The organism is Thermophilibacter immobilis (assembly GCF_015277515.1).
In the GTDB taxonomy this organism is placed as follows: Bacteria; Actinomycetota; Coriobacteriia; order Coriobacteriales; family Atopobiaceae; genus Thermophilibacter; species Thermophilibacter immobilis.
In genome coordinates, this window is the sequence record NZ_CP063767.1 from 199,020 (window position 1) to 225,037 (window position 26,018).

Sequence of the window (26,018 nt, forward strand, 5' to 3'; positions counted from 1 at the left end):
CACTCTAATTGTTCCCTACTGGCACCGTGGCGTGCAGGTGGAACGCGACTCCATTCTGGGGGCTCAGCAGCGATGGGCACTCGGGCAGATGTCCTCGAGCACGCAGCCGTCGCAGAGGGGGCCACGTGCGTGGCAGGTCTCGCGCCCGTGGCGAATCCACTGGTGGTTGACTGGCCCCCAGAGCTCGCGGGGGAGCAGGGCGAGGAGGTCCTGCTCGGTCTTGAGGGGCTCCTTCTCGTGAGTCTTGGGTGAGAGGCCCAGACGGTGCGCGATGCGGTTGACGTGCGTGTCCACTGCGATGCCCTCGACGATGCCAAAGCTGACATTAAGGACGATGTTGGCCGTCTTGCGCCCCACGCCCGGCAGGCGGGTGAGCTCAGCCATCGTGTGCGGGACCTCGCCACCAAAGTTCGAGACGATCATCTGGGCGGCCTCCACGCAGTGCGTGGCCTTGGTCTTGTAGAAGCCAAGCGAGTGAATGATTTGGGCGATCTCCACGGGCGTTGCCGCCGCCATGGCCTCGGGTGTGGGAAAGCGCACGAAGAGTGCCGGTGTGACCCTGTTGACCTGTGCGTCCGTGGTCTGCGCGGAGAGAAGCACCGAGATGACCAGATGGAACGGGTCCGTGTGGTCGAGGAAGCACTCGACGGGACCGTACTTCTCGTCAAGGCGTCGGCACACCTCGATGGCGCGCTCCACCTTGGCTTTTTTGGTCTCTCGCGGCATGAGTCTCCCTTGGTTGGCGTCTGCGTTCATACTGAGATGATAAAACGTGAGGCGCGAGGAGTCGCGATGAACATCAGCTGGGATGCAGCGGGATACGAGAAGGCTTCTTGCTCGTGCCCGCCTACGGGCGGGGTGTAATCGATCTGATTGACGCGCGGCCGGGAGCCACCTGTCTCGACTTGGGCTACGGAAACGGGGCGCTCACGGTAGAGCTGCGGCGGCGTGGGCTCGACGCCTTTGGCGGGACGCCTCGGCCGAGATGATTGGGCTCGCGCGCGCCCGCCACCCCGACCTGCGCTTTGTGAGGGTCGACGCCACGAACTTCACGCTGGGCGAGCCCGTCGACGTAGTCTTCTCCAACGCGATGCTGCGCTGGATTGATTGCGAGAAGCACCCCGACGCCCTGGCCTGCGTGTCGGCCGCCCTTGCGCCTCGGGGCCAGTTCGTCTTTGAGTGCGGGGGTCGCGACTGCTGCGCGCGCATTCACGGGGCTCTCGCGCGAGTGTTCGTTGTTGCGCGCGGACGGGGCTACGAGATTCCGTTCTGGTTTCCCACGGTTGGGGGGGGGGTACGCGCCGCTCGTAGAGGCTGCGGGCCTGCGGGTGACGCATGCGGAGCTCTTCGATCGGCCCATGAGGCCGGCAGGTTCGGAGGGCATGGCGGATTGGATTCACCTGTTCGTGAAGCGCCCGTTTGCAGACGTGCCCACAGATGAGGTGGATGCCATCGTGGCGGAGGCGGTGGACGACCTGCGCATGCGTGCCGTGCAGGCGTGACGGGGTCTGGATGCATCAGCAATCTTCGGACCCCGCCTGAAGTTCAATTTCGTTGTGCTAGAGTGGACCAAAGTTGAACTTCTTGCAACGATAAGTTCAATTTAAGGAGCAAAATTGAACTTCAAGGAGGCCTCGTGCGGAACCATACGTTTTCCGATCGGCTCGGTGTGATTTTGGACCAGAGGGGGCTCAAGCAGGCCGATCTGGTTCGCATGGCTGCCGAACGAGGCAAGAAGCTCGGAAAGAGCCAGGTCAGCCAATACGTGAGTGGCAAGGTCACGCCGCGCCGCGACGTCCTCGAGCTTCTCACCAGCATTTTGGGCGTCGAGGAGGACTGGCTCGACGGGACGAATCCCGCTGCTGAGCCTGCGCTCGCGCCTATCTTCACACCTGCGCCCCCCTCTCAAGACCCCACTCAAAGGAGCACTGCCATGCGCGAGTTCAAGAAGTCGTCCAAGCTGGAGAACGTTCTCTATGACGTGCGCGGGCCCGTCGTCGATGAGGCGGCGCGCATGGAGGCCGAAGGCCAGCGCATCTTGAAGCTCAACATCGGCAATCCCGCGCCGTTTGGCTTTCGCACCCCCGACGAGGTCGTAAGCGACATGCGCCAGCAGCTCACGGACTGCGAGGGCTACTCGGACTCGCGCGGCCTCTTCTCCGCGCGCAAGGCGATCATGCAGTACGCGCAGCTCAAGAACCTCCCCAACGTGGACATGGAGGGCATCTACACGGGCAACGGCGTCTCCGAGCTCATCCAGCTCTGCATGCAGGCGCTGCTCGACAACGGCGACGAGATCCTCATCCCCAGCCCCGACTACCCGCTCTGGACGGCCTGCGCGACCCTGGCCGGCGGCACCCCCGTCCACTACCTCTGCGACGAGGACGCCGGCTGGTACCCCGATCTCGCCGACATGGAGTCCAAGGTCACGCCGCGTACCAAGGCGCTCGTCATCATCAACCCCAACAACCCCACGGGTGCCGTCTACCCGCGCGAGGTTCTCGAGGAGATTGCGGAGCTCGCCCGTCGCCACCAGCTCATGATCTTCTCGGACGAGATCTACGACCGCCTGTGCATGGACGGCGAGAAGCACGTCTCCATTGCGAGCCTCGTGCCCGACCTGTTCTGCGTCACGTTCTCCGGCCTCTCCAAGAGCCACATGGTGGCCGGCTACCGCATCGGCTGGATGGTGCTCTCGGGCAACAAGCGCTGCGCGCGCGACTTCGTCCTGGGCATCAACATGCTCTCCAACATGCGTCTGTGCTCCAACGTGCCCGCACAGTCCATCGTGCAGACGGCCTTGGGCGGCTATCAGAGCGTCGAGCGCTACGTGGAGCCCGGCGGGCGCATCCTGGAGCAGCGCGACTACGTCTATGAGGCGCTTAATGCCATCGACGGCGTCACGGCGGTCAAGCCCAAGGCGGCGTTCTACATCTTTCCCAAGATTGACGCCAAGAAGTTCAACATCACCGACGACGAGCAGTTCGCGCTCGATCTCCTGCACGAGAAGCGCATCCTGGTCACGCGCGGCGGTGGGTTCAACTGGGACAAGCCGGATCACTTCCGCGTGGTCTACCTGCCACGCATGGGCGTGCTGCACGAGTGCATGGAGGACCTTGCCGACTTCCTGTCAGACTATCGTCAGGCATAGCGAAGCGACGGGGAGACCCCGCAGCAGGTCCGCGCCTTTCCTGTGGATATGTGCTCGTGCGGTTCGCGCAGGTGGATTGCACGTACACTAAACAGCAGTATCGGGAGGTTCCGAGAGGGGCCTCCCCTCGTTTATGGTGCGCAGACGCGCAGAAGGAGACTGAATGTCCCAGTTTGAGAACGACGAGCAGGACCTCGAGGCTACGGAGCCCGAGAAGACGACGGAGCCCGCGGAGGCTCCCCAGGCAGCCGAGGCTGCGAAGACCGAGAAGGCCGAGCCCGCAACGGGCGATCTGGACAGGCAGCTCCTGGACAAGGCGAACCGTGCGGCTCGCCTGCTGCGCAACAGGCGCGATATGCTCTCCAAGCAGGCTGAGGAGGGCTCGGGCAAGACGGGTACCCTCGAGCGCGCGATGCGCCTGCTCGAGCTCAAGCCCAAGATGGAGCAGAAGGAGATGGCCGAGCTCCTGGGCGTGCGCCTGCGCGAGCTCAACGAGATTCTCGTCAAGGCCGAGGCTGACGACCTCGTGTCGCGCGTCGAGCCCGAGGATGCCGACATGCGCAAGGTCGTCGTAACGGCGAGCGTCGACGCCCTCGAGCGCGTCGAGGCGCTAAGCGCCCAGGTCGAGCGCTACGTTCCGGGTCTGGATGACGAGACCTTGGCTCAGCTGCTCGCCCAGCTCGACCAGGTAATTGACCCGCTGGCGGCCATGGGCCTCGAGAACGACCGCGACGAGCGTCGCGGGCGCCCCGACGACCGTGGCCCGCGCGGCGGCTTTGGCGGCCCCCGCGGACGCGATGACCACCACGACCGGGGCGGCTATCGTGGCGGCAGCGACCGTGGCCCGCGCGGCGGCTTTGGCGGACACGACCGCGACGACCATCACGATCGCGGCGGGCACGGTGGCTATCGTGGCGGCAACAGCGGCGGATACGACCGCGACCGCAGCGGCTACCGTGGCAACGGCGGCAGCAACGGTGGGCACGACCGTGACCATGGCAGCTACCGGGGCAACGGCGGCGGATACGACCGCGACCGGGGCAGCTATCGTGGCAACAACGGTGGCTATGACCGTGACCGCGGAAGCTATCGTGGCGGCAGCGACCGCAGCGACCGCAGCGACCGCAGCGGACGCGACGACCGCGGCTCGCGTGGCGGCTATGGCTCGAGCCGAGGCGGCTACCGCGGCTAGACTGCGCCTTTCCTAGCGCACAAGGGGTCTGGAGTCCGCTCCGGGCCCCTTTTTTGTTGCACGCTCTTCTCGCCTGCGATGAGGCTTCCTGCCTCGCGCTCCCCTTTGCACTATTGGGGCGTTTTTTTGATATTCGAGCATCTTCCGTCGAGAAGAGATGCATTATTGTGCATTATTACTGCTCAGAATAAGGAAAAATGCATAGCGCTGTCGACCCGAGGCGCTCCATATCAAGAAAGCTCCCCAATCGTGTCGCCCAGCCGTGCCAAGGCTGCCCGAGAAACCCTACAGCGCCTCGATTCGCCAGACGTCCTCGAAGCGTATGCAAGTGCGCACCACCTGCAGCTCATGTGATGCAACGTCGAGGCGAGATACAATGCCCTCCTGCGTGACGTAGGAGCCGTCGGTGTAGTGCTTCACGCGCACGAGGTCCCCCTTGTGTACTCGGGAGAGCTCCGACGAGATGCGCTCGACGTCCTCGGCCGAGAGGTCGTGGCGTGGCTCGACGACGCTCTCCTGGGCCCGAACGAGATCGTAGTAGCCGGTGAGGGCGGCAAATGGCATGAACTGTGCGGCGCGGTCCACGTGGGTCGCCTTGCGCTCCTTGCCCCACTCGGGAGAGCCTTCACTCATGATGCCCTCCCACCTGGGCGTTCCTCTCGCGTGCGGTGGCCTTGTCCCTTAAGCTCATGCCTCGCACCAGGGCGTTCTTGCCAAATCTCTGCTTTACGGCCAGGGTGGCCTCCGAGAGGCGATGGTCGGCCTGGCGCGCCTTGGCGTCCGTGAAGAGGGTGAGGTTGGCGAACTCCTCGGGCACGAGCTCCCCCATGCTGAGGCTGATTCTCCTGAGGGCGCGGTTGCGATCCGCAGTCTGATCGTAGAGACGCAGGAAGCTCTCGGTGAGCTCGGCGCGTGCGTTGGTGCACGCTTTCAGCTTGCGCGAGCCTCCTGCGTGCGGCAGGTCGTGACCCAGCCGTCTCGTGCCGTGCTCGCCCGTAAACGTGGGCGACGCGGTAGGGCCCGGGCCTCCGTCTTCGCTGGGGCGCTCGGCGGCATAGCCCAGGAAGAGCGAGATGTGTCCGCAGACGAGGCCCTTCTCCACGAGGTCCAGCGCGGAGGCATCCACCATCTCACGCAGGATGAGACGCGCCTCGTCGTAGTCGTAGTCGCAGGGGAGCACCTGAGCGTTGCAGATTGAACGGGCCTGAGGGCGATAGGCGTGAATCTGCGCGATCGTACAGGGCTCGACACCCCAGGCATGGTCGATGAGCAGCTCAGCATTGACCCCGAACTCCTGGTAGAGCGCATCCTTATCGGCGAGAACAACGCCTGCGAGGTCATAGACGCCCATGTTCTTGAGGCGTCGCGCGATTCCCGGCCCGATGCCCCAGATGTCCGTGAGAGGGCGATGGCGCCAGATGCGCAGCTTGAACTCGTCCTCGTCCAGGTAACCGATGTGATCGTCAACGTGCTTGGCCGTGACGTCCAGCGCAACCTTGGCAAGAAAGAGGCTGGGACCCATGCCCGCCGTGGCGCAGATGCCCGTCTTCTCGAGCACGAGCTTCATGAGATCGCAGGCCAGCTTGCGCGGGGTCTTGTCATAGAGCGCAAGGTAGGGGCCCACGTCGATGAAGCACTCGTCGACCGAGTAGACGTGGATGTCGTCGGGCGAGAAGTAGCGCAGGTAGAGAGCATAGATTTTGGCTGAGACCTCCATGTAGCGCCGCATGCGCGGACGGGTCTTCTCGTAGTCGATGCTCTTGGGAATCTGGAAGACGCGGCAGCGGCTGCGAACGCCGAGCTTCTTCATGGCGGGGGAGACGGCCAGGCAGATGGTCTTGGGGCCGCGCGACGGATCGGCTACCACCATGAGCTTCTTGAAGGGGTCCCATCCCCGGTCCACGCACTCCACCGAGGCATAGAAGCATTTGAGGTCAATGCACAGATAGAAGTGTTCCATGGTTCCCCCTCGCACAAACACATGTTCTGATTAAGAACCATGATGAGGGGAGCGTGGAACATAAATTGCGACAGGGGCTCTCGTCACAAAGCCGACATGCCTTGTTCTAAGAGGCGCTTCTCTTACAGGCTATGCGTAGATGACTTCGAGGCTGGGAGCTTCCTCCAAAAACCGGGTGCGTGTGGCATCGTTTACGGCCGAGTCGGTGATGAGACAGTCGATTTCAGAAAGGCTGGCTGCTTGCGTGAGCGCACTCGAACCTATCTTGGTCGAGTCAAGGAGCATGATGTGCCGCTCGGACGCCCTGATTTGAGTGCGCACGTACTCTGCCTGCTCGAGGCGATGCGCGGTAAAGCCGTGCTCGAAGGAGAAGGCGTTGCAGCACATATAGGCTGTCGGGACATAGTAGCTCTCGAGCTGCTTGAGCGTCTCGGACCCCTGGGCATAATGAAACCCCATGCGTAGCGTTCCTCCCAAGGTGATAACGGAGCTGTCCTTGAGGATCTGCTCGGCGAGCATGGCAATAGCATAGTCGCTGGTAATCATCGTGATGTTGCGCCTGTTACGCAGCGCGCGCACAAACTCGGTGCACGTTGTGCCCGACTGCACGAAGAACGTGTCCCCGTCCGAGACAAGTTGGGCAGCCTGACGGCCGATCCTGACCTTCTCGGCGTGAGCGCGCGAGGCTGCCACGTCCACGTTCATCTCGATGCTATCAGCTGCGGGCTTAATGGCACCTCCATGCGTTCTGCGAAGCTTGCCCTCATGTTCAAGGCTGCGGATGTCTTTTCTAATGGTGGCGGTCGAGACGCCAAGCTGGGCGCTGAGGTCGGCGACGCGTACGATGGCATCCTTTTCCAGCTGAGAAAGAATCAGCTCTTGACGCTCTTCGAGGTAGTAGGAGCGATTCTCGGCCATAGGGTGCCTCTCGATGGATTCGTTTTGAATTATATCTTGCGGCTAGCATACCGCTTACGAATCAAAACAAACCGCTCACCAAACTATTTTGAAAAACGGTCATAAGAGGTACTTATCGAAAATAAACGTGTATATTTGAAACCGAAAAATGGTTCTATTTAAGTTCGCTTTGGGTCTGACAAAGAGGAAGGAACAGGACATGCTAACTAACCTACGAGATATCTGCGCGATTGCCGAGCAGAACAACATGGCGCTTGCCGCCGTAAACTCGGCAAGCCTGGAGGCGGTCCGAGCCGCCATTGACGTGGCCGAGCAGACGGGCTATCCCATCATCATCCAGCATGCCGAGGCACACGAGGGCGTTGTCCCGCTTAAGACCATTGCACCTGCCGTCGTCGCGCTCGCCGAGCGCTCAAGTGCGCAGATCTGCATTAACCTTGATCACTGTGAGCATCTCTCCTATGCGCAGCGCGCGCTCGACCTGGGATTCAATGGGGTCATGTTCGATGGCTCGACGCTCCCCTACGAGCAGAATGTCGAGTACTCTCGCCGCGCTGCAGAGATGTGCGTCGAGTATGGGGCGGGACTCGAGTGCGAGCTCGGATCCATGGGCTCGCGTGAGGGGGGAGAGCGTGACGAGGGCGGGACGGCCGAGGAGGCCGGGGCCATCTACACCGATCCTGACCAGGCAGCCGACTTTGTGAAAGGTACCGGTCTGGACATACTGGCCTGTTCCTTTGGTACGGTGCATGGTATCTACAGGGGAGAGCCACATCTTAACTTTGATGTGCTGGAGCAGATTCGCAAGCGCATTAAGGTACCTCTGGTCATGCACGGCGGCTCGGGTGTCTCAGACGATGACTATCGGAGCGCCATTGACGCTGGAATTCGCAAGATCAACTACTACACCTATGGGGCCAAGTACGCCGGCGAGGCGGTGCGCTCAGTCATAGATGATCGCACCAAGCAGGGTTCGGATGCAATCGTCTACTGGCATGACATGACGGTTGCCGCCTACGAGAGCTTTGTCCAGACGTTTGGACATGTGGTCAAGGTATTCGCCAATGGCGCAGCCCCCCTTGCTTAGGCGGACGATGTCGTATGAGAAAGATTCTTATTGCATCTCATGGTCATGTAGCAAGCGGCATGAAAAGTGCCGTAAAGATTCTGACGGGCGACGTGAGCGCGCTCACTGCTGTTGACTTCTACGTGGATGAGTCCGACCAGACGCCTGTCGTCGAGGCGTTTATCAACTCAGTAGGGCCCGAAGACGATGCGGTCATCTTTACGGATCTGCTGGGGGGAAGCGTCTGCAACAAGGTACTGACGCTTCAGCCAGAGAAACACGGCATCACGCATGTTACGGGATTCAATCTGATTGCCGTTCTGGGGTGTCTGCTGTCCGATGAGCCTCTGACACCAGCTGTGGTGGACGAGGTTATTGCTACGGCGTCGGCGCAGTTGCAACGTATAAGCGTCGAGCCTGAGGCACGGGAGGACGAGGAGACCGAGGATAGCTTCTTCGCGTAAAGGCGTCCACATGTCAGTCGGCGTGTGGGATGCAAGGGTTTTTACTGACGGGAGACGGACATGATCGTACAGCTGCGCGTTGACGACCGGCTAATCCATGGGCAGGTCGCGCTTATGTGGGGCAAAGAGCTCAATACGAAGGGGATAGTCGTGGCCAACGACCATGCCGCATCTGATGCGACGCAGGCAGCCACGCTTAAGATGGCCTGCCCCCAAGGGCAGAAACTGCTCATTCGCAGTGTTGATGACGCCGTCAAGGTGGTCAATGACCCTCGTGGTGGGCAGATGCGCATCTTTGCGCTCACGGACAGCGTCGCGGACGCACTTCGCCTTGCCCAGGGAGCGCCTGACAAGATCGGAAGCATCAACATAGCGAACGTCGGACGTTTTGATCGCTCGGACGAGGCCTCAAAGGTTCTGCTGACAACGGGGGTCACCCTCAATCCCCAGGAGCTCGATGCAGCTCGGGAACTCTGCAAGCTTGACATGCCCGTCGTGCACCAGGTGGGCGTCTTGGATCCTAAGACGAAGGTCTCAGATCTTCTCGCCAAACTTTAGGAGGTATGCATCTCCTCGTTCTAGGTGTGCGGGGGTGCGGTTATATGCAGTCGATATGAAAGGAGCTTTGGCATGTTGGGTCCTGCGCTCATGGCGTTTTTCGCCGGGTTTATCTGCTATTTTGTGCAATGGACATTTGGTCAGCCCATGCTCGACCAGCCTCTTGGGGTGGGTCTGGTGGCCGGCCTTCTTTTTGGGGACGTCACAACGGGCATTATCATCGGAGCGGCCCTCCAGGCGATTTTTATCGGCAGTGTCAACGTTGGTGGTGCAACGTCTGCTGAGCCGGTTTCTGGTACGGTTATGGCCATCTGCTTCGTAACGCAGATGAACATGGATCAGGGCATTGCGATTACCCTTGGTGTCGCCGTGGCTGTCTTTGCAAATCTCATTTACTCGCTCATATTCAACGTCTTGATGTCATTCTGGGCGCCACTCATTGACTGGGCGGCTGAATCGGGCGAGCGCAGCAAGGTGGCTCTCGTTCACTTTGGTGGTGCCGTTGTTATGAATGCCGCATTTGCGGTCCCCTCGTTTCTTGGCGTTTACGTGGGTGCCGAGCCGGTGGCAAACCTTGTGAACGTTATCCCCGCTGCGGTGACTAACGGATTCAATGCTGCTGCAGGCTTGCTTCCCGCCGTGGGCATGGCCCTTCTGCTACGTATGCTCTGGGACAATAAGACCGCCATCTTCTTCCTGCTGGGCTTTGTTCTCTTCACGTATCTCAACATGCCGATGATTGCGGTGGCCGCCGTGGGTGCCGTTGTCGTGGTTGTGACCGGCCTGCGCGACATGCAGGAGTTCGATATCAAGAATCAGATTAGAACCTTACGTGAACAGGGAATATCGGGTGGAGCCACATCGCCGGCCGAACTTGAAGAGGAGGATTTCTTCGCATGAGCACTCAGGAGACAAGCACGACTCAAACGATTTCCCCCGAGAGCGGCGGGTCGCAAAGCGGGGCAAGTCAGAAGATTTCCCTCTCCACCAAGGACCTCTCACACGAGGACAGGAAGATGCTGCATGGAATCTTCTGGCACTCGTTCAACGTCTTCGCCATGTACTGCGGCGGTGCTCGTGCGGGGGCTTCTGGCTTTATGTGGTCGATCTGGCCGGCCATCGAACGCTTCTACCCCACGAAGGAGGGGCGTTGCGATGCCCTTAAGAGGCATTCGACCTGGTACAACATTACCTCAAACGTGGGAACGTTCTGCATGGGTCTCGTTGCGGCCATGGAGAAGGAGAACTCCGAGAAGCCTGACTTTGACACGCACTCCATTGACTCGGTCAAGGCCTCTCTCATGGGGCCGATGTCGGGCATTGGAGACGCAATATTCTGGGGCGTTCTGCGTGTGATTGCTGCCTCCGTGGGCATGGCACTTTGTGCCGACAACGGCACTGTGCTAGGACCCATTGCGTTCCTTCTCATTTACAACGTCCCCTCCTGGATTTGTCGCTGGGTCCTGACCGTCCTGGGCTATCGAGTGGGGTCGAGCTTCATCACCAAGCTCTATGAGGGTGGCTTGATGGGCATCCTGACAAAGCTCGCCGGAACGTTGGGCCTGCTCATGATTGGTGCCATGACCGCGTCTTTTGTGAAGTTCAACATGATTTTGTCCATCCCCCTGCCACAGGGCGATCCGGTCATGATCCAGACCTATTTGGATACCATTTTCAAGGGGCTCGTGCCCATTCTTTACACGCTTGGCTGTCTCAAGCTGCTGAGGAAGAACGTAAGTGTCAACTGGCTCATTATTGGTACGATGATTATTGGCCTGGGGCTAGGCCTGCTGGGAATCGTATAGCTCGCATGCTTAGCCTATGAAAGGCGGCGGTCACAGAAGACTCTGTGACCGCCGCCTTTCTGGAAGAAGGCAGATGAAAGTCCCCCTGGGGGTCAAAAAAACAACCCTAGGCGAGCAGATCGCCTTCTTCGGAATGCTTCTCGAACCAGGTGACGGCATAGGAGCAGGTGGGGTGCGCCCGGCGTCCGGTAGTGCGCAGTGCATCGGCTACATGGCGCATGAGCTGGCCGGCCATGCCCTGGCCGCGCAAAGACGGGTCCACGAACGTGTGGTCGATGTTTACGATGCCAGCGGATTCCTCGGGAAACGTCGCCTCAGCAAGCGTGCTTCCGTTCTCGTCAAGATAGACGACAGCGTTATCGCGTGTCTCAAAGCTCATAGGGGTTCCCTCCTGCGGTGGTCACGGACGAGCTTGCCATGCTTCGTAGCATACCCAGTAATTTCGGGGTGCGTCAGCACGATGGAGGCGGGGCGCTAGGTATATGGTTGCCGTCAAATGGACCCGGCAGAAGGAGCGCACATGAACGTAGTGATGATCAACGGCAGTCGTCGTGCGAAGGGCTGCACCTACACGGGGCTCGGCATCGTGTCTGACGTGCTCAGTGAGCAGGGGATCGACTCCGAGGTTGTCCACGTGACGGACGCGGACGCGGTCAGCCGCACCTTGGGGCTGCTTCCTGACGCGGATGGCCTTGTGATTGGCTCGCCGGTCTACTGGGCAGGCCCCTCGGGCGAGGCCAAGACGTTTCTCGATCTTCTCTGGGGCAGGGCGTCGCGCGATCTTCTGGCCGGGAAGCCCTGCGCCATTCTCGCCTCCGCGCGCCGCGCGGGAACCACGACCACGCTCGATGCGCTTGCCAAGTACCCCGAGTACGCCGAGATGCCGCTCGTGAGCTCGTTCTACTGGCCCCTGATCCATGGCGTCGCTGCCGAGGACGTCTTGCGCGACGAGGAGGGCGTCGAGATCCTGCGGCAGCTGGGTGCCAACATGGCGTGGATGCTTCGCTGCATCGAGGCCGGGCGCGCGGCGGGCATCGAGCTGCCAGCGGCTTCCAAGAGCGTGCAGACGAACTTCATCCGCTAGGACACGTGTCCGGACCCTCTGCGTAATCGCCGCCAACGACGGTTACGTTAACTTCTCGCGTCACCCTCTCTGCCTGATTTCAACGCACGTCACAATGGCCTTTCAGCAGTAGTTCCAAGCCTATGGGGATTAGGCAGAGAGGGAAGGTCCGTGCTGCAATCTGGCGCGCCGCTTCACGGCCGACTGGTCTACACCAACACCGAGCCGAGCGGTGCCTTTCGCGACTACGGTGCCACGCAGGGGGGGCTTTTGCGGTCGAGAGCTCGGGGGAGAGCATCTCTGCTCGTGCTGCCCCCTGATCCCCATTGATTAAATTATTTATTTATAATCGCACTCGTACATAAATAATGGATGCTAGCCGTTTGTCGACTGGCGACCCGGTGTTTTATAGATATTTATGTACGACCTGAGGCGACATAAATATTTTTCTTGAGGTCTTGGAGGGTTTTTGGGGTTCGAATCTAGGGATGGGGTTCCGCAGACTCCTGCGCTGCCGAGAAAACCGGGGGCCGCCGCACTATGTGCAAAACGACCCCCGGCCAGGTTTTGATGCGTCCCCGCAGCTCCTACAGATCGTCCACCAGGGCCGTGGACTTGGCGTAGGCGGTAGAGCGCGCCTCGAAGAAGTCGGTCTTGACCATGTTGGCGTTGCTGTACTGGCTGACCCAGGCCATGTCGGCGGGCTCCTCGTCGTGGCCCTCGAAGAGGGTCCCAAAGCCCAGGGAGCGCCAGCGCAGGTTGCCCAGGTACAGGATGTAGTCCTCGACCATCTGGTGCGTGAGACCGGCGATCTTGTCGTCGATCACGTACTGGCCCCAGGCGATCTCCTGGCGAATGCCCTCCTCGAGCATGCCGCGCAGCACGGCGACGTTCTCGTCGGAGAAGAGCCCGGGCTCCTCCCTCTGCAGCTCCAGGATGATGCTGCGGAAGAGCCACAGGTGCGTGTTCTCGTCGCGGTTGATGTAGCGAATCTCCTGGGCGCTGCCCGACATCTTGCCGTTTCTGGCCAGGTTGTAGAAGAACATGAACCCGGAGTAGAAGTAGACGCCCTCGAGGATGAAGTTGGCCATCATGACCTTGAGCAGCGTGAAGGCGTCCTTGTGGTCCATGAACTCGTTGTACTGGTTGCCGATGAAGGTGTTGCGCGTGAGCAGGCGCTCGTCGGTCTTCCAGAGGTAGAGAATCTCGTTTCTCTTCTCGGGGCTGCAGATGGTGTCGAGCATGTAGGAGTAGCTCTGCGAGTGCACGCACTCCTGGAACGCCTGGATGTGCAGGCAGAGATTCACCTCGTTGGCCGTGACGTACTCGCTCACGTTGGGCAGGTTTGCGGACTGCAGGGAATCAAGAAAGATGAGAAACGAGAGAATCTTGTCGTAGGCATCCCGCTCAGCCGGCTCGAGCTTGGGATAGTCCTTGACGTCCTGCGCGAGGTTGATCTCCTCCGGAATCCAGAAGTTGTTCATCGCCTGTCGATACCAGCTCGTGGTCCAGGGATACTTCACGTTGTTGAAGTCGTTGAGGTTAGTGGTGTTGCCGCCGATCATCCGGCGGTCCCGTATATCCGTGTCCCCCTCCGGGTTGAACAAGGGCTTGCGCGTGAGATCGAGCGGGGCTGCGTCTGTCATGGAAAACCCCTTTTCGTGTCAAAGGAAGCACTGTCTGCACGGCCTTGCCTATCATTAAAGCATAACCCATAGGTGGGAATGCGCGTTCGGCAGAGCAGTTTTGCACGTGCCGACTTCCGTTTGGCGCGCCTCGCCGAGCTGTCCGCTCGTCGCGGCCTGTTTGACCTCCACCCGTTCAAAAGGTGCGAAGAGGGTATCCCCTTAGTATGTTGTAGAAGGTGTCCCCTGGACGGACGCCGATGTCCCGCACGAAGACAAGGAGATGTAGCACATGAGTGAAGCGAAGAAGATAGGTGTCTTGGTCGGCAGCCTCAGGAAGGCGTCCTTCAGCCGGGCTATCGCGCGCGAGATTGTGGGTATGGCCCCGGAGGGGCTCGACATGAGCCTGGTCGACATCGATGGCCTGCCCATCTTCAACCAGGACTACGATGACGAGGGAAGGACGCCTCAGAGCTGGGTGACCTTCCGCGAGAAGGTCGCGTCGTTTGACGGGTTCCTGTTTGTCACGCCTGAATATAACCGCTCAATCCCTCCCGTTCTCAAGAACGCGCTCGATGTTGCCTCGCGACCTTATGGGCAGAACGTGTGGGCGGGCAAGCCAAGTGGAATCGTCAGCGTCTCCCCGGGCTCGCTCGGCGGTTTTGGTGCCAACCATCACCTGCGCCAGGTCATGATGTTCCTGGACGTCCCCATGCTGCAGCAGCCCGAGGCCTACGTCCGTGAGGTAGCCTCTCTGCTCGATGACGAGGGAAGACTCACCGACGAGTCGACGCGCTCGTTCCTCGGGCGGTACGTGGCCGCCTTTGATCGATGGGTTCACCTGGTGTCTGACGCCCGCTGAGCCGGGTTCCGCCCGGTTGTGGGACGTTGTCGTAATTGGGGGGCGGGCCCAGCTGATGGGCCCGCCCCCGTTGTTCGTGCGGCAAGGCCGTGCCCCCTAGAGGGCGCGGGGGTACCGGTCCGAGCGTCTACGAGGAGCAGCTCTCACACTCCTCGACCTCGAGCGACTTGCTTCTCACATAATAGACGGTTTTGACGCCGACCTTCCAGGCCTGCAGGTAGAGATTAAGCACCTGATGCATGGTATAGTCGTTCGTGATGTAGAGGTTCATGGACTGCGCCTGGTCGATGTGGCGCTGGCGCACGCCGGCCGCGCGCACGCTCCAGCTCTGGTCGATGTGGTGCGCGGGCTTGTAGTACCAGTAGGTCTCGGGCGAGAGGTCGGGGGCCACGCGCGGGAGCATGGAGCCCTTCTTCTCCTCGAGGAAGAACCTGCGCATGACCGGGTCGATGCCGGGCGTGGTGCCCGAGATGATCGAGGTCGAGCTCGTGGGCGCAATGGCGAGCAGGTAGGCGTTGCGCAGGCCGTGGGTGGCCACGCGATTCGCCAGGGCCTGCCAGCGCTCGGAGTCGTAGCCGCGCTTCTCGAAGAAGGCACCCGTGGCCCAGTCGCTGCCCTCGAAGAGCGGATATGAGCCGCGCTCCTCGGCCAAGCGCTCGGAGGCGTCGATGGCATGGTAGGCGATGCGCTCGAAGACGTCGTCCACGAACGACAGGTGCCCCTCGCTCTCCCAGTCGATGCCGCGCGAGGCGAGCATGTGATGGTAGCCCGAGACGCCTAGGCCGATCGAGCGGTAGCGGCGATTGGTCAGCTTGGCATAAGGCAGCGCATAGAAGTTGAGGTCAATCACGTTGTCCAGGGCGCGCACAGCCGTCTCGACCACGTACCCCAAGGCCTCGTCGTCCTCCACGTCCAGGTGGCCTAGGGTGAGGCTGGCCAGGTTGCAGACCACGAAGTCGCCGGGGCGCGTGGTGGTGACCACGATGGTATCTCCGTCCTCGTTCACGATCTTACGGCTGACCTCCTCGATCTGGCTCGTGTTCTGCGCGATCTCGGTGCAGAGGTTGGAGCAGTAGATGATGCCGGCCTGCGGGTTGGGGTTGGCGCGGTTGACGGTATCGCGCATGAAGGCGAAGGGCGTGCCCGTCTCCACGGCGCTCTTGAGGACCAGGCGCACGACATCCTTGATCGTGACCACGCGCTTTTCGATACGCGGGTCGGCCACGCAGCCGCGGTAGCGGCGCTCCCACTCCTCGCCGAAGTAGTCCTCCAGGGCGTAGCCCTTCACGGTGAGAATGTCGTGCGGATCCATGAGGTACCAGTCCTGGTCGAGGCTCTCCTCGGCCATCCTCCAGAAGAGATCCGGGTAGCACACGGCAGGGAAGACGTCGTGGGCCTTCATGCGCTCGTCGCCGTTGTTGGTGCGCAGCTGGAGGAACTCGGGCAGGTCGCGGTGCCAGACGTCCAGGTAGACGGCCACGGCTCCCTGCCGGACGCCCAGCTGGTCCACGGCCACGGCGGTGTCGTTGATGACGCGGATCCAGCGGGTGGTGCCGCCTGCCACGCCCGAAAAGCCACGGATGGAGCCGCCTGTGGCGCGAACCTTGCCCAGGTACATGCCCATGCCGCCGCCGTACTTGGAGACCTGGGCGAAGTTGTCCACGCTGCGGTAGATGCCCGTGAGGCTGTCGGGCACGGTGTCGATGAAGCAGCTGGAGAGCTGGTGGTTGGGCTTGCGGGCGTTGCTCATCGTGGGCGTGGCCATGGTGAGCTCCAGCTTGGAGAGGGTGTCGTAGAAGCGCCGGGTCCAGTCCATGCGCGTCTCGACCGGCTCCTCCATGGCCAGGTGCAAGGCAATGCCCAAAAACATCTCCTGCGGGCTCTCGAGCGCCACGTGATCGTGGGTGCGGATGACGTAGCGCTTGAGCACGAGGTCGAGGCCTGAGTAGGTGAAGAGGTCGTCGCGCTCCGGGCGCAGAAAGCCCGCGGCCTCCTCGATCTGGGCGCGGGTGTAGCGCTCGAGGATGTAGGAGCCGTAGAGGTCCTGGTCGGTGAGGTAGCGGACCTTGTCGTAGAAGGTGGAGAGGCCGCGCTCCTCACAGGCGGACGCGAGCTCGCGGTCGAACGAGAGTGCGAGCAGGCGTCCCGCGACCATCTCCCAGCGCGGGGCGTCCTGGGTGGTGAGCTCCACGGTCGCGCGCGTGAGGGCCTCGAGGCGCTCGGCGTCATCCATGTGCGGCTTGAGGAAGGCGCGAAAGCGTCCCAGGAGGGTGGGCAGCGCGTAAGGCTCGTCGGGGAAGTCGTGCTGGACGCGGTCGAGGACGGCGTCCAGCGCGTCTGTGAGCTCGGCGTCGTCGCCGGCTGCCTCGCGCGCGATCGCCTGGCGCGCGCTGCGCAGCTCGGAGCGGCGGTGTCGGTAGAGGATGTAGCGTTTGGCCACGTCGTAGCGGCCGTGCTCCATCAGGGCGAGCTCGACGAGGTCCTGGATTCCCTCCACGCTTGCGCCGCCCGTGCCCAGCTCGTCCTCGACGGAGGCGAGAAGCGCCTCGAGCTCGCCTGCCTTGGGGGCCTCGCCCACGTCGGCGAAGGCCTTGCCCATGGCCGCGGTAATCTTGTTCGCGTCGTAGGGCTCGTTGCGCCCGTCACGCTTGACTATGTTCATGTGATCGTTCTCCTGTCATCTTGTGTGGCTGACGCAATGATAGTTGATAAGTGGCAATTTAGGGACGAAAACCCCATGGATGGTGTCTTTATAGCTTTCTCCCACATCCTCTTGTGGCCATTCTTACGGATTTGGGTTAGTGGTACCGGCCGTGCAGAGGAGCCACGTCGCCCTATGCCGGTCTTTTGCCAGAGGACGATTCTTTCGTAGCCACGAGTGAACCCAAACCCCGATTTGAGTTTGGGTTCACCCGACGGCGCCAAATCATACGAAACGAAATTAAAAGCGGGGTTATCTGCACTTTTGTAGGAAGTGTACTCAACGGGATCGCCGCCGCAAACCCAAACCCGAAAGGCCGGGGACGGCGTCACGACTGCGCGGCGTTGATGCGCCCCAGGAAGGCATCGCCGTAGCGCTCTGCCTTCTTGGCGCCCACGCCCGAGACGCCCAGGAGCTCCTCGGTCGTGCGAGGGCGCTTGGCGCACAGGTCGACGAGGGTCGTGTTGTTGAAGATGAAGTACGCGGGGACGCCCTGCTCGCGGGCGAGCTCGCCGCGCAGCTCCGCGAGACGCTCGTAGAGCTCCTGGCCGGCGGCGTCGAGTTCCGAGACGTCTGCGGCGGCGCGGGTCTTCTCGCGCGCGGGTGCCCAGGAGGAGCGCTCCGCCCGTGGCGCACCCTGGGTGACCTTGAGCATGAGGGGGGCGTCCCAGGGGGCCTCTCGGCGCAGGAATCCTCTGGCCGCGCCGGAGAGCCCCAGCGTGGGATAGGTGCCGCCCGAGCGCGTGAGCACGCCGCGAAAGACCAGCTCGTCGATGAGCTGGCGCAGGCGACGGGCGGGAACGTCGCGCATGATGCCGTAGGTGGACAGGGTGTCAAAGCCGCGCCGGCAGATCTTCTCGGCACGAGAGCCGCGCAGCACGTCCACCACGGCGGCGGCCCCGGCGCTCTGGCCGCGCTGGGCGATGCGCGCCACGCAGCTCACCACCTTGAGGGCGTCGGTGGTGGCGTCCACCTCGTCGAAGCTGGTCAGGCAGTTCGAGCAGTTGTCGCAGTATGCGGGCGCCTCCTCACCAAAGTAGCGCAGGATGTGGGCGCGCAGGCAGTCGGTCGTGGTGGCGTAGAAGACCATCTGGCGCAGGCGTCGCTCGTCATGCTCGTGCAGCTCGGCGGCCTGCCCGGCCGTGAGGTCGTCGCGCTCGCTTCTGTCCAGGAGAAACTCAGCGGTGTGGACGTCGGCGGGGGAGTAGAGCAGCAGGCACTCGGCGCGCGTGCCGTCGCGTCCGGCGCGGCCCGCCTCCTGGTAGTAGTTCTCCAGCGAGAGGGACAGGTTGTAGTGGACCACATAGCTCACGTTGGACTTGTCGATGCCCATGCCAAAGGCGTTGGTGGCCACCATGATGCGCCGGCGGTCGTAGAGGAAGTCCTCCTGGTTGCGCTCGCGCTCGGCGGCCGAGAGCCCGGCGTGGTAGCGCGTGGCAAGAAGACCCTCGTCGCAGAGGGCGTCGCACACCTCCTCGACGGCGTGGCGGCTCGAGCAGTAGACGATGCCGGAGAGCTCGGAACGCTCGCGGGCAAAGGACACGAGGGCGCGGTCCTTCTCGGCGCGGCCGCGAGGCCGCTCGACGGCAAAGGAGAGGTTGGGGCGGTCGAAGCTCGCCACCACCACGAGGGGGCTCGCGAGGTCGAGCGCACCTGCGATGTCGTCGCGGACGGCGCGGGTGGCCGTGGCCGTGAGCGCCATGACGGGCGGGCGCGCGGGCAACGCGTGCACGAAGTCAATGATTCGCTGGTAGCTGGGTCTAAAGTCGTTTCCCCACTGGGAGATGCAGTGGGCCTCGTCCACGGCGAGAAGGCTTACCCCGCAGCTGGCGGCAACCTCGAGGAAGCGCTGGTCGTCGAGGCGCTCGGGGGCCACGTAGACCAGGCTCAGCGCGCCCGCGGCCATGGCGCTCAGCACGTCGGCGCGCTCCTGGGCACCCAGAGCCGAGTTGAGACAACTCGCGGCCACGCCCGACTGGCGCAGAGCCCCTACCTGGTCGGCCATGAGCGAGATGAGCGGCGAGACCACGACCGTGAGGCCGCCGAGCATGAGGGCCGGAATCTGGTAGCAGATCGATTTTCCGGCCGAGGTGGGCATGACAGCGAGCACGTCTCTGCCGGCGAGCGCTGCGTCGATGATCTGAGCCTGGTGGGGCCGAAACGCCTCGTAGCCAAAGGTCTCCTTGAGCACCTGGGCGGGCGTGATCTGCGGCATGCGACAAGCTCCTTGGGACGTGGCGGACGGCTGTTTATTGTGCGCCTCGGTCGTGGATTTTATGGCAACGAGAGGGGATGTGTCTCAGAGGTGCCGCATATGCCCCGCCTTGTGGCAGGGAGAAGTGCGCAGCGGGGCACATGCGGCATTCCACAACCGAGAAACACTGTAAGCGCCCCGCGCAACGAGGAAGCTTATGCGTAGCGGGGCACATGCGGCGATTTTGTTGAGAGTGACGCGGCGATTGCCCCGCCGGGCAGAGCGGACCCTGGCTATGCGGGGCGCATGCGGCACTTCTCGGCTACTGCGTGCCGCACTGTCCTGTCAGGCGCCTGCGAGCTCAGCGCTCCTCGGGGTAGACGACGCCCCACTCGCGGCGCAGCCGGTCCATGAGCGCCATGACGTCAGAGGCGTAGTCGAAAAGCCCGCGTGCTCCGGCGTCTCCGGCGACGGCGCGCTCGAGGTCGGCCATCTCGTAGCACAGGGCGTAACCCTCGGTGCCCGCGCGCACGACCTCGCGGCGGCCGTCCTCGGTCCAGACGATGGTGGCGGTGTCGGCACGGGGGTACTCCATGACCTCGACGTAGCAGCGGTCGAAGGAGAGGACGGCGCGCTTGGGCAGCTTGGAGTGAAGCGACATCGTGACCGTGGCGAGCTGACCCTCGGCGTTGCGCATCACGATGCCGCCCTCCTCGTCCACGCCGGTCGTGGCGAGGTTGCCCAGAGAGACGACCTCATCGGGCTGACTCGCCAGGAAGAGGCGCGCGAGCGAGAGTGCGTAGACGCCGATGTCGAGCATCGCTCCGCCGGCGAGCTTGGGGCTGTAGAAGCGGTTGGTGAAGTCCCCGTAGGGCTTGTAGCTGCCAAAGTTGAGCTGGACCAGGTTGAGAGGACCGAGCTCCCCTGCGTTTGCGCGCCGGAGAAGCTCCTGGTAGAGTGGCATGTGAAGGACTGTGGTGGCGTCCATGAGCACGACGCCGTGGGCGTGGGAGAGAGTGCGGGCCTCGTTGAGCTCGGCGGAGTTGAGCGTGATGGACTTCTCGCACAAGACGTGCTTGCCGGCCGCGAGGGCCCCGCGCAGATAGGTGATATGGGTGTTGTGCGGCGTCGTGATGTAGACGGCGTCGATGTCGGAATCGGCGTAGAGCTCCTCGAAGCTCTCGTAGACCCTGGGGACTCCGTAGCGCTCGGCGAAGGCGCGGGCCTTGCCCACGTGGCGGTTCGCGACGCCCTCGAGCGAGCGGCCCGCCAGCGCGAGTGACTGCGCCATCTGGTTGGCGATCACGCCGCAACCGATGACGGCCCAGCGCAGGTGGGGCGCGGTGAAGACGTCGGTGGGGAAGGGGCGCTCGCTCACGTCTTCAAAGGCCGCCTTCGCGGCGGCGGCCGAATCGAGCGGAGCGGCGGTGGAATTGGAATCTGCCATGGGACCTCCTTATCGAGCATCCAACAACGTGTTACCAGACAGTATGACGCGAAAGGGCGCGCAGGGGCGACGGTCGGAGTCGTAGCATGGAGGGGCAATCCCCGATGAAAGGGATGCAATGGGCGGCTGCATCATCGTGCTCTTCATCCCCATGGCCCCTCTGGGTCTCATCTGGGGGTAGGTGTAAAAAACGAACCATACCCGAACGCCCGATCTGGTGTCCAAAATGGCCTCAAATCGGCGTTCGGGTATGGTCGGCAAGGAAGCCCTGAGCGCTAGGCACTCCGTCAGCCCCTAGAACAGTGCGCCCACCACGATAAGCGCCACGCAGGCAGCCAGGACGGCTCTGTCTCGCGCGACGAGCGGGTAACGCTTGTAGCTGCTCTCACGCGAGCGCAGGTAGAAGCCGCGTTGCTCGGCGGCGAGCGCCGTGGCGTCGGTCTTGCCCACCGAACTCACCAACAAGGGTATGCACAGAGGCAGCATGAGCCGGAGCTTCTTCAGGGGGTTCTTGGTGTCGTACTCCACGCCGCGGGCGGTCTGCGCCTCCATGATCGCGTTCATCTCCTGGCCAAACACGGGCACGAAGCGCAGCGCCGTGGTGAACGTGAACGCGTAGCGGTACGGTACGTGCAGCACCTCGACACAGGCATTGGCCAGGTCTCCCAGCTTGGTGACCGTGAGAACGAGGATGAGCGGCAGCGCCACGCCCAGAAGGCGCAGGCACGCCTTGGACCCCGTGGCCAGGCCGTCGATGGTGATCCAGGCAAAGACCGGCTCGCCCGTGCGCATGAAGGCCGTCTGGAGCAGGAGCATCGCCACGGCGAGCGGCACGAGCAGCTTGAGCAGAGACCCCAGACGCCCCAGAACGCCTGCATAGGCACCCAGAGCGAGCGTGAGCGCGAAAAGTCCCAGCAGGGCCGCGTAGGTCTGTGCGAGGAAGGTGGCCACGATGATGGCGGCCGCGAGCGCGAGCTTGGTCACGGGGTTCAGGCGGTGGAGCACGGTGGCGCCGGGCACGTAGTCGATGACGTTAATCACGGGTGACCATCTCCTGGACGAGGTCGACGATGCCGGAGACCTGGCTTATCCCGGCGAACTCGGGCGAGACGCCCGCAGCGAGCGCCTGGGACAGGCGGACGACCTGGGGCGCCTCCACGCTCGCGCGACGCATGAGGTCGGCGTCTGCGAACAGGCCGTCCTTCTCGCCACGCGCGAGGACGCGGCCGTCGGCCATGACGACGATGCGCTCGGCGAAGTCCGAGACGACCTCCATGTCGTGGCAGACCATGATGACGGCGCAGCCCGTCTCAGCCATCTCGCGCACGGTCTGCATCACGGTCATGCACTCGCGATAGTCCAGGCCGCTCGTGGGCTCGTCCAAGATGACGACCTGCGGCCTGAGCACGACCACGGACGCAAGGGCCACCATCTGCCGCTGCCCGCGCGACAGCGAGAAGGGCGCTTCGTTGGACGGCAGGCCAAAGCGCTCGATTACCGCAGCGGCCTGACGGCGCGCCTCCTCGGGGGTCACTCCGTGCAACTCTGGTCCAAAGGCGACCTCGTCAAGGACCGTGTCACGGCAGAGCTGGTGGTCGGGGTTCTGGAAGAGGGTGGCCACGTGCTGGGCAATCTGGGAGACGGGAGTCTCGCGCGTGGCGAGGCCGGCTACGCGGACCTCGCCAGACGCGGGGCGCAGAAGGCCGTTCACGAGCTTGGTCAGCGTGGTCTTGCCGGCCCCGTTCTGCCCGACGATTCCCACGAGCTCTCCGGGGTAGACGGTCAGGCAGAGGTCGCGGACGGCGTCACCGCTGCCGGGGTAGGCAAAGCAGGCGTCGACGAGGCTGACCACGGGCTCGGCCCCCTGGGCGTGCGGCCGCACGGGCGCGTGCGGAGAGTCCGTGCGGCCTGCGGCGGGTGCGGGTCCGACGTCCGCCGCGACAGGCGAGACGTGCCCCGCCACGAGGTCGCCCACGAACCGCTCGGCCTCGGCGACGTTCAGGCACGGCCCGTTGCCGGCTGCGGCGACGCCGTGCTGCACCAGGCTGTTGGACACGCGTGCCACGCGGGGGCTATCCACCCCCATGCGCCTGAGCTCCTCGCCGTGGGCGAAGACCTCGTGGGGGGTCCCCGAAAGGGCGAGGCGCCCCTCGTTCATGACGAGGATGCGCCTGCAGTACTCCGAGAGCAGCGCCACCTTCTGCTCGATCACCACCACGGTGATGCCCTCGTCCTCGTTGATGGTGCGCAGCGTCTCGAAGACGAGCTTCGAGCTTGCGGGGTCGAGCGCTGCGGTGGGCTCGTCGAGCACGAGCACGCGGGGGCGCAAGGCCAGGATCGCCGCGATGGCGACCTTTTGCTTCTGACCGCCGGAAAGCGTGGCGATCTCGCGTTTGCGCAGATCGGGGATGGCCACGGTGTCCAGGGCCCGCGCCAGGCGACCCTCGATCTGGTCGTGGGCCACGCCGAAGTTCTCGAGCCCAAAGAGGAGCTCGTCCTCGACCACGGACGAGACCATCTGGGTATCTATGTCCTGAAGGACGCTGCCCACCACGTGCGAGATATCGGTGAGGCTGACCTCGCAGGTGTCCTGGCCGTCCACGAGCGTGGAGCCAAAGAGCTCGCCGGTGAAGTGATGGGGGATCGCGCCAGACAGGGCGGCCGCAAGCGTGGACTTGCCGGCGCCTGACGGGCCGATCACGCCCACGAAGTCGCCGGCGCCCACGGACAGGCTCACCTGGTCGAGCGCGCGCCGGTCTGCCTGCGCATAGGTGAACGAGACGTCGCGCATCTCGATGAGTGCTGTGGTGGATGGCATGCTGAGTTGCTCCCTGCTTGTGGGCATGGCCTGCGGACGTTCTCACAAAAAGGACGCCGCCCGAAGGCGGCGTCTCACATGGTAGTGCCCCTAGTGCCTGAGCACCTTGGCAAGCGGGACGAAGAGGGCCTGGACCACCACGGCGTTGAAGGCGGCCGTGCCCAGGACGACCGGGATCTTGACCACGGCGGTGGCCAGCTCGGCACCCATCGCGACGGTGCCCACGGCGGCGAACAGGCTCCCCGAGACGAGCGTGGCCACGAAGGCGGCGACGAGCGGCGTGAACCTCTTGCCGGCAAAGGTGAGGTCGAGGCGCATGAGGGCGGCCATGGTGAGGGCGCCGGCGACCTCGGTCAGGAAGTTAAGGCCGGGGATGGAGGTGCTGAGCTGGATGAGCGCCGCGGAGATGAGCCCGTAGAGGGCGGCCTGGGCAAAGCTCGCGTTGGTGAGGAGGATGGCGAGCGCGTAGGCGGCGATGATGAACTGGGGCTTGATGCCCGTCATGGCGAGCGCGTTGCCCACGGTTATGTTGAGGATGAAGCCGGCGGCCAGGAGGATGGCAAGAAGCACGAGCGACGTGATGTCGAGAAGGCCGTGGGACTGGGCCTCGGCGCTGACGGTGCGGGCGGCGGGATCTTTCTCGGACATGGGGGTTCCTTTCAAGGTGGGGCGATCCTACGGGCGGGCGGTTCGGGACGACCGGGCTAGTCCGCGAGCTTGAGGGCCTTTCTGATGGGCAGGTAGAGGGCTGCGACGAGGATGCCGTTGAAGGCGCCGGTCGCAACCACGACGGGCAGCATCACGGCGGTCAGGTTCTGGGCGAAGCCCATCGTGGCCATCTTGATGATCATGAAGATGGTGCCGGAGACCACGGTGGAGACGAACGTGCCCACGGCGGGCACGAACCGCTTGGCGCCGCCGCGCATCCCGACCTTGACGATGACGGCCATGAGCATGGCCGCGACCCCCTCAGCGGCAAAGTCGATGAGCGGTGACTTGGTGGTCAGCTGGATGACCGCGGCCGAGATCAGGCCGATGACGAGCGCCTGGGCGACGCTCGGGCGCACGATGAGGATCATCAGGCAGAAGGCGGCGATGATGAACTCGGGCTGGATGAAGCCACCCGTCATCGTGGAGACGGCGTTGCCCACGGTGAAGTTCAAGATGAAGCCGGCGGCGAGAAGGACGGCGAGCAGGACGAGCGCCTGGACGTCGAGCTTGCCGTGGTCGGTGGTCGCGACGGTGCGGGCGGTGTTCTTGTCGGTATCTGCGGACATGGGATTCTCCTTGGCTGTGTGATGGACATTCGGGTTCGTGCGGATTTGGGTTCGAAAACGTTGGATCGAGGCAATAAAAAAGGGCCCCCGGTCTACCGGAAGCCCTCTGTGCGCGTAAAGGTATGGCGCGAGAGACTCACGATCGACCGATCGAGGAGAGGCTGCGCCACCACCAGTTCATGGACAGATTCGTGCTGCGGACGATGAGGGTCATGGTGGGCGCTCCCTTCGGTGAGCTTCTCGTTGCGTTGCGGTGACTATACGTCGCCGCGCAGCATGCGCGCAAGGAGACAATTCACAGTTTTTCGTTCTGAAACAAAGCGGTTCGTGGTGAGTGGCGGTCCCGTGCCGTTTGTGAGGAGCGCGTTGACAGTCTCCCCTTCGCTCCATATTGTTAACCAGTCAACAATGAGAAGAGAGAGGAAGAGAAGAAGTGGCAGAGGAGCGATTCGAGGACTTCGTGGGGCTTATCGACGCGCTTCATCGAGAGATTCGGCGCATCAAGGCATCTGAGGCCGAACAGCTGGGCTTTAAGGGTGCGGATGTCATGTGCCTCCACTACCTCGCGCGTCATCCCGAGGGACTTACGAGCGCCGAGCTGGCGCGTCGTGCGGATGTGAGCCGCGCGGCCATCTCTCGCACCGTTGCGCGTCTGGAGGCGGAGGGGCTCGTCGAGATGGGCTCCTCGCAGAGTGATGCCACGCGCTATCGTGTCCCCGTCACGCTTACCGAGCGGGGCCACGAAGCCGCTCGCCCCATAGACGATATCGTGAACGGCGTGCTCAGGGAGACGGGCGAGGTTCTCTCAGAGTCACAGCGCACGCAGATGTACGACTCGCTTAATCAGATACTCAACCGGCTGGAAAGCATCGCACGCGATTAGGCGTGCGTCGTCGCGCCTTGCGCGCGGCGCAGGA

Annotated in this window: 23 protein-coding genes and 1 pseudogene; 11 read left to right on the forward strand and 13 right to left on the reverse strand. The window is 63.1% G+C overall.

All coding sequences use genetic code 11. The annotated features are described in order from the left end of the window. Positions 1 to 63: 63 nt before the first annotated feature. Positions 64 to 726 (reverse strand): endonuclease III, encoded by a 663-nt coding sequence (nth, locus tag INP52_RS00925; RefSeq protein ID WP_194371596.1) that lies wholly within the window; start codon positions 724 to 726, stop codon positions 64 to 66. A gap of 169 nt (positions 727 to 895) precedes the next feature. Here nth and INP52_RS10110 point away from each other — a divergent pair. The 3 genes and pseudogenes from INP52_RS10110 to INP52_RS00940 form a co-directional block, all read left to right on the forward strand. Beyond that, positions 896 to 1,165, forward strand: a pseudogene (locus INP52_RS10110) (class I SAM-dependent methyltransferase); the annotation flags it as partial. A 471-nt stretch (positions 1,166 to 1,636) separates the two neighbouring features. Beyond that, positions 1,637 to 3,151 (forward strand): aminotransferase class I/II-fold pyridoxal phosphate-dependent enzyme, encoded by a 1,515-nt coding sequence (locus tag INP52_RS00935; RefSeq protein WP_194371598.1) that lies wholly within the window; start codon positions 1,637 to 1,639, stop codon positions 3,149 to 3,151. 163 nt (positions 3,152 to 3,314) lie between these two features. Further along, positions 3,315 to 4,343, forward strand: a complete 1,029-nt coding sequence (locus INP52_RS00940) for a MarR family winged helix-turn-helix transcriptional regulator (RefSeq protein WP_194371600.1) — start codon at positions 3,315 to 3,317, stop codon at positions 4,341 to 4,343. A gap of 285 nt (positions 4,344 to 4,628) precedes the next feature. Here INP52_RS00940 and INP52_RS00945 read toward each other — a convergent pair whose 3' ends face one another. The 3 genes from INP52_RS00945 to INP52_RS00955 form a co-directional block, all read right to left on the reverse strand. Beyond that, positions 4,629 to 4,976 (reverse strand): hypothetical protein, encoded by a 348-nt coding sequence (locus INP52_RS00945; RefSeq protein WP_194371601.1) that lies wholly within the window; start codon positions 4,974 to 4,976, stop codon positions 4,629 to 4,631. Next, positions 4,969 to 6,303 (reverse strand): Y-family DNA polymerase, encoded by a 1,335-nt coding sequence (locus INP52_RS00950; RefSeq protein WP_194371602.1) that lies wholly within the window; start codon positions 6,301 to 6,303, stop codon positions 4,969 to 4,971. The genes INP52_RS00945 and INP52_RS00950 overlap by 8 nt, the downstream gene beginning before the upstream one ends. 129 nt (positions 6,304 to 6,432) lie before the next feature. After that, a complete protein-coding gene (locus INP52_RS00955; protein WP_194371603.1) occupies positions 6,433 to 7,221 on the reverse strand; it encodes a DeoR/GlpR family DNA-binding transcription regulator in 789 nt (262 codons plus the stop codon). A 199-nt stretch (positions 7,222 to 7,420) separates the two neighbouring features. Here INP52_RS00955 and INP52_RS00960 point away from each other — a divergent pair, with 199 nt between their 5' ends. From INP52_RS00960 to INP52_RS00980, 5 genes are all read left to right on the forward strand, one after another. Continuing rightward, positions 7,421 to 8,308, forward strand: coding sequence for a class II fructose-bisphosphate aldolase (locus INP52_RS00960; protein ID WP_194371604.1), 888 nt, complete (start codon positions 7,421 to 7,423; stop codon positions 8,306 to 8,308). 14 nt (positions 8,309 to 8,322) lie between these two features. Continuing rightward, positions 8,323 to 8,751: a PTS sugar transporter subunit IIA gene (locus INP52_RS00965; protein WP_194371605.1), complete on the forward strand. Its 429-nt coding sequence runs from the start codon at positions 8,323 to 8,325 to the stop codon at positions 8,749 to 8,751. Between the two features lie 60 nt (positions 8,752 to 8,811). Then, positions 8,812 to 9,309 carry a PTS system mannose/fructose/N-acetylgalactosamine-transporter subunit IIB gene (locus INP52_RS00970; protein WP_194371606.1) on the forward strand — a complete coding sequence of 166 codons (498 nt, stop codon included), beginning with the start codon at positions 8,812 to 8,814 and terminating at the stop codon, positions 9,307 to 9,309. 72 nt (positions 9,310 to 9,381) lie between these two features. Next, a complete protein-coding gene (locus INP52_RS00975) occupies positions 9,382 to 10,209 on the forward strand; it encodes a PTS mannose/fructose/sorbose/N-acetylgalactosamine transporter subunit IIC (RefSeq protein ID WP_194371607.1) in 828 nt (275 codons plus the stop codon). Further along, the gene (locus INP52_RS00980) at positions 10,206 to 11,114 is read left to right on the forward strand and encodes a PTS system mannose/fructose/sorbose family transporter subunit IID (RefSeq protein WP_194371608.1); all 909 of its coding nucleotides are present in this window, start codon (positions 10,206 to 10,208) and stop codon (positions 11,112 to 11,114) included. The genes INP52_RS00975 and INP52_RS00980 overlap by 4 nt, the downstream gene beginning before the upstream one ends. Before the next feature lie 106 nt (positions 11,115 to 11,220). Here the strand turns inward: INP52_RS00980 and INP52_RS00985 are convergent, their stop codons facing one another. Beyond that, entirely contained in the window at positions 11,221 to 11,493 is a 273-nt protein-coding gene (locus INP52_RS00985; RefSeq protein ID WP_194371610.1) for a GNAT family N-acetyltransferase, read from the reverse strand. A 141-nt stretch (positions 11,494 to 11,634) separates the two neighbouring features. On the opposite strand from INP52_RS00985, the gene INP52_RS00990 reads away from it, so the two are divergent. Continuing rightward, a complete protein-coding gene (locus INP52_RS00990) occupies positions 11,635 to 12,198 on the forward strand; it encodes a flavodoxin family protein (protein ID WP_194371612.1) in 564 nt (187 codons plus the stop codon). A gap of 566 nt (positions 12,199 to 12,764) precedes the next feature. Here INP52_RS00990 and INP52_RS00995 read toward each other — a convergent pair. After that, a complete protein-coding gene (locus INP52_RS00995) occupies positions 12,765 to 13,823 on the reverse strand; it encodes a ribonucleotide-diphosphate reductase subunit beta (RefSeq protein WP_194371613.1) in 1,059 nt (352 codons plus the stop codon). A gap of 271 nt (positions 13,824 to 14,094) precedes the next feature. Between INP52_RS00995 and INP52_RS01000 the strand changes: the two genes are divergently transcribed. Continuing rightward, positions 14,095 to 14,664 (forward strand): NADPH-dependent FMN reductase, encoded by a 570-nt coding sequence (locus tag INP52_RS01000; RefSeq protein ID WP_194371614.1) that lies wholly within the window; start codon positions 14,095 to 14,097, stop codon positions 14,662 to 14,664. A 127-nt stretch (positions 14,665 to 14,791) separates the two neighbouring features. Here the strand turns inward: INP52_RS01000 and INP52_RS01005 are convergent, their stop codons facing one another. The 7 genes from INP52_RS01005 to INP52_RS01035 all read right to left on the reverse strand — a co-directional run bounded on the left by INP52_RS01005 (position 14,792) and on the right by INP52_RS01035 (position 25,101). Next, on the reverse strand, positions 14,792 to 17,326 hold the full coding sequence (locus tag INP52_RS01005) for a ribonucleoside-diphosphate reductase subunit alpha (protein ID WP_194371615.1): 2,535 nt from the start codon (positions 17,324 to 17,326) through the stop codon (positions 14,792 to 14,794). A 367-nt stretch (positions 17,327 to 17,693) separates the two neighbouring features. After that, complete coding sequence (gene recQ, locus INP52_RS01010; RefSeq protein WP_194371616.1) at positions 17,694 to 19,580, reverse strand: DNA helicase RecQ; 1,887 nt, start codon at positions 19,578 to 19,580, stop codon at positions 17,694 to 17,696. A gap of 340 nt (positions 19,581 to 19,920) precedes the next feature. Further along, the gene (locus tag INP52_RS01015) at positions 19,921 to 21,006 is read right to left on the reverse strand and encodes a Gfo/Idh/MocA family protein (RefSeq protein WP_194371617.1); all 1,086 of its coding nucleotides are present in this window, start codon (positions 21,004 to 21,006) and stop codon (positions 19,921 to 19,923) included. 294 nt (positions 21,007 to 21,300) lie between these two features. Further along, positions 21,301 to 22,047, reverse strand: coding sequence for an energy-coupling factor transporter transmembrane component T family protein (locus INP52_RS01020; RefSeq protein ID WP_194371619.1), 747 nt, complete (start codon positions 22,045 to 22,047; stop codon positions 21,301 to 21,303). Continuing rightward, complete coding sequence (locus INP52_RS01025) at positions 22,040 to 23,824, reverse strand: ABC transporter ATP-binding protein (protein ID WP_194371621.1); 1,785 nt, start codon at positions 23,822 to 23,824, stop codon at positions 22,040 to 22,042. Before INP52_RS01025 ends, INP52_RS01020 begins: the two co-directional genes overlap by 8 nt. Positions 23,825 to 23,914: 90 nt before the next feature. Continuing rightward, positions 23,915 to 24,472, reverse strand: coding sequence for a hypothetical protein (locus tag INP52_RS01030; protein WP_194371623.1), 558 nt, complete (start codon positions 24,470 to 24,472; stop codon positions 23,915 to 23,917). A 56-nt stretch (positions 24,473 to 24,528) separates the two neighbouring features. Then, entirely contained in the window at positions 24,529 to 25,101 is a 573-nt protein-coding gene (locus INP52_RS01035) for a hypothetical protein (protein ID WP_194371625.1), read from the reverse strand. Positions 25,102 to 25,534: 433 nt separating this feature from the next. Between INP52_RS01035 and INP52_RS01040 the strand changes: the two genes are divergently transcribed. Further along, the gene (locus INP52_RS01040; RefSeq protein ID WP_194371627.1) at positions 25,535 to 25,984 is read left to right on the forward strand and encodes a MarR family winged helix-turn-helix transcriptional regulator; all 450 of its coding nucleotides are present in this window, start codon (positions 25,535 to 25,537) and stop codon (positions 25,982 to 25,984) included. Positions 25,985 to 26,018 lie beyond the last annotated feature (34 nt).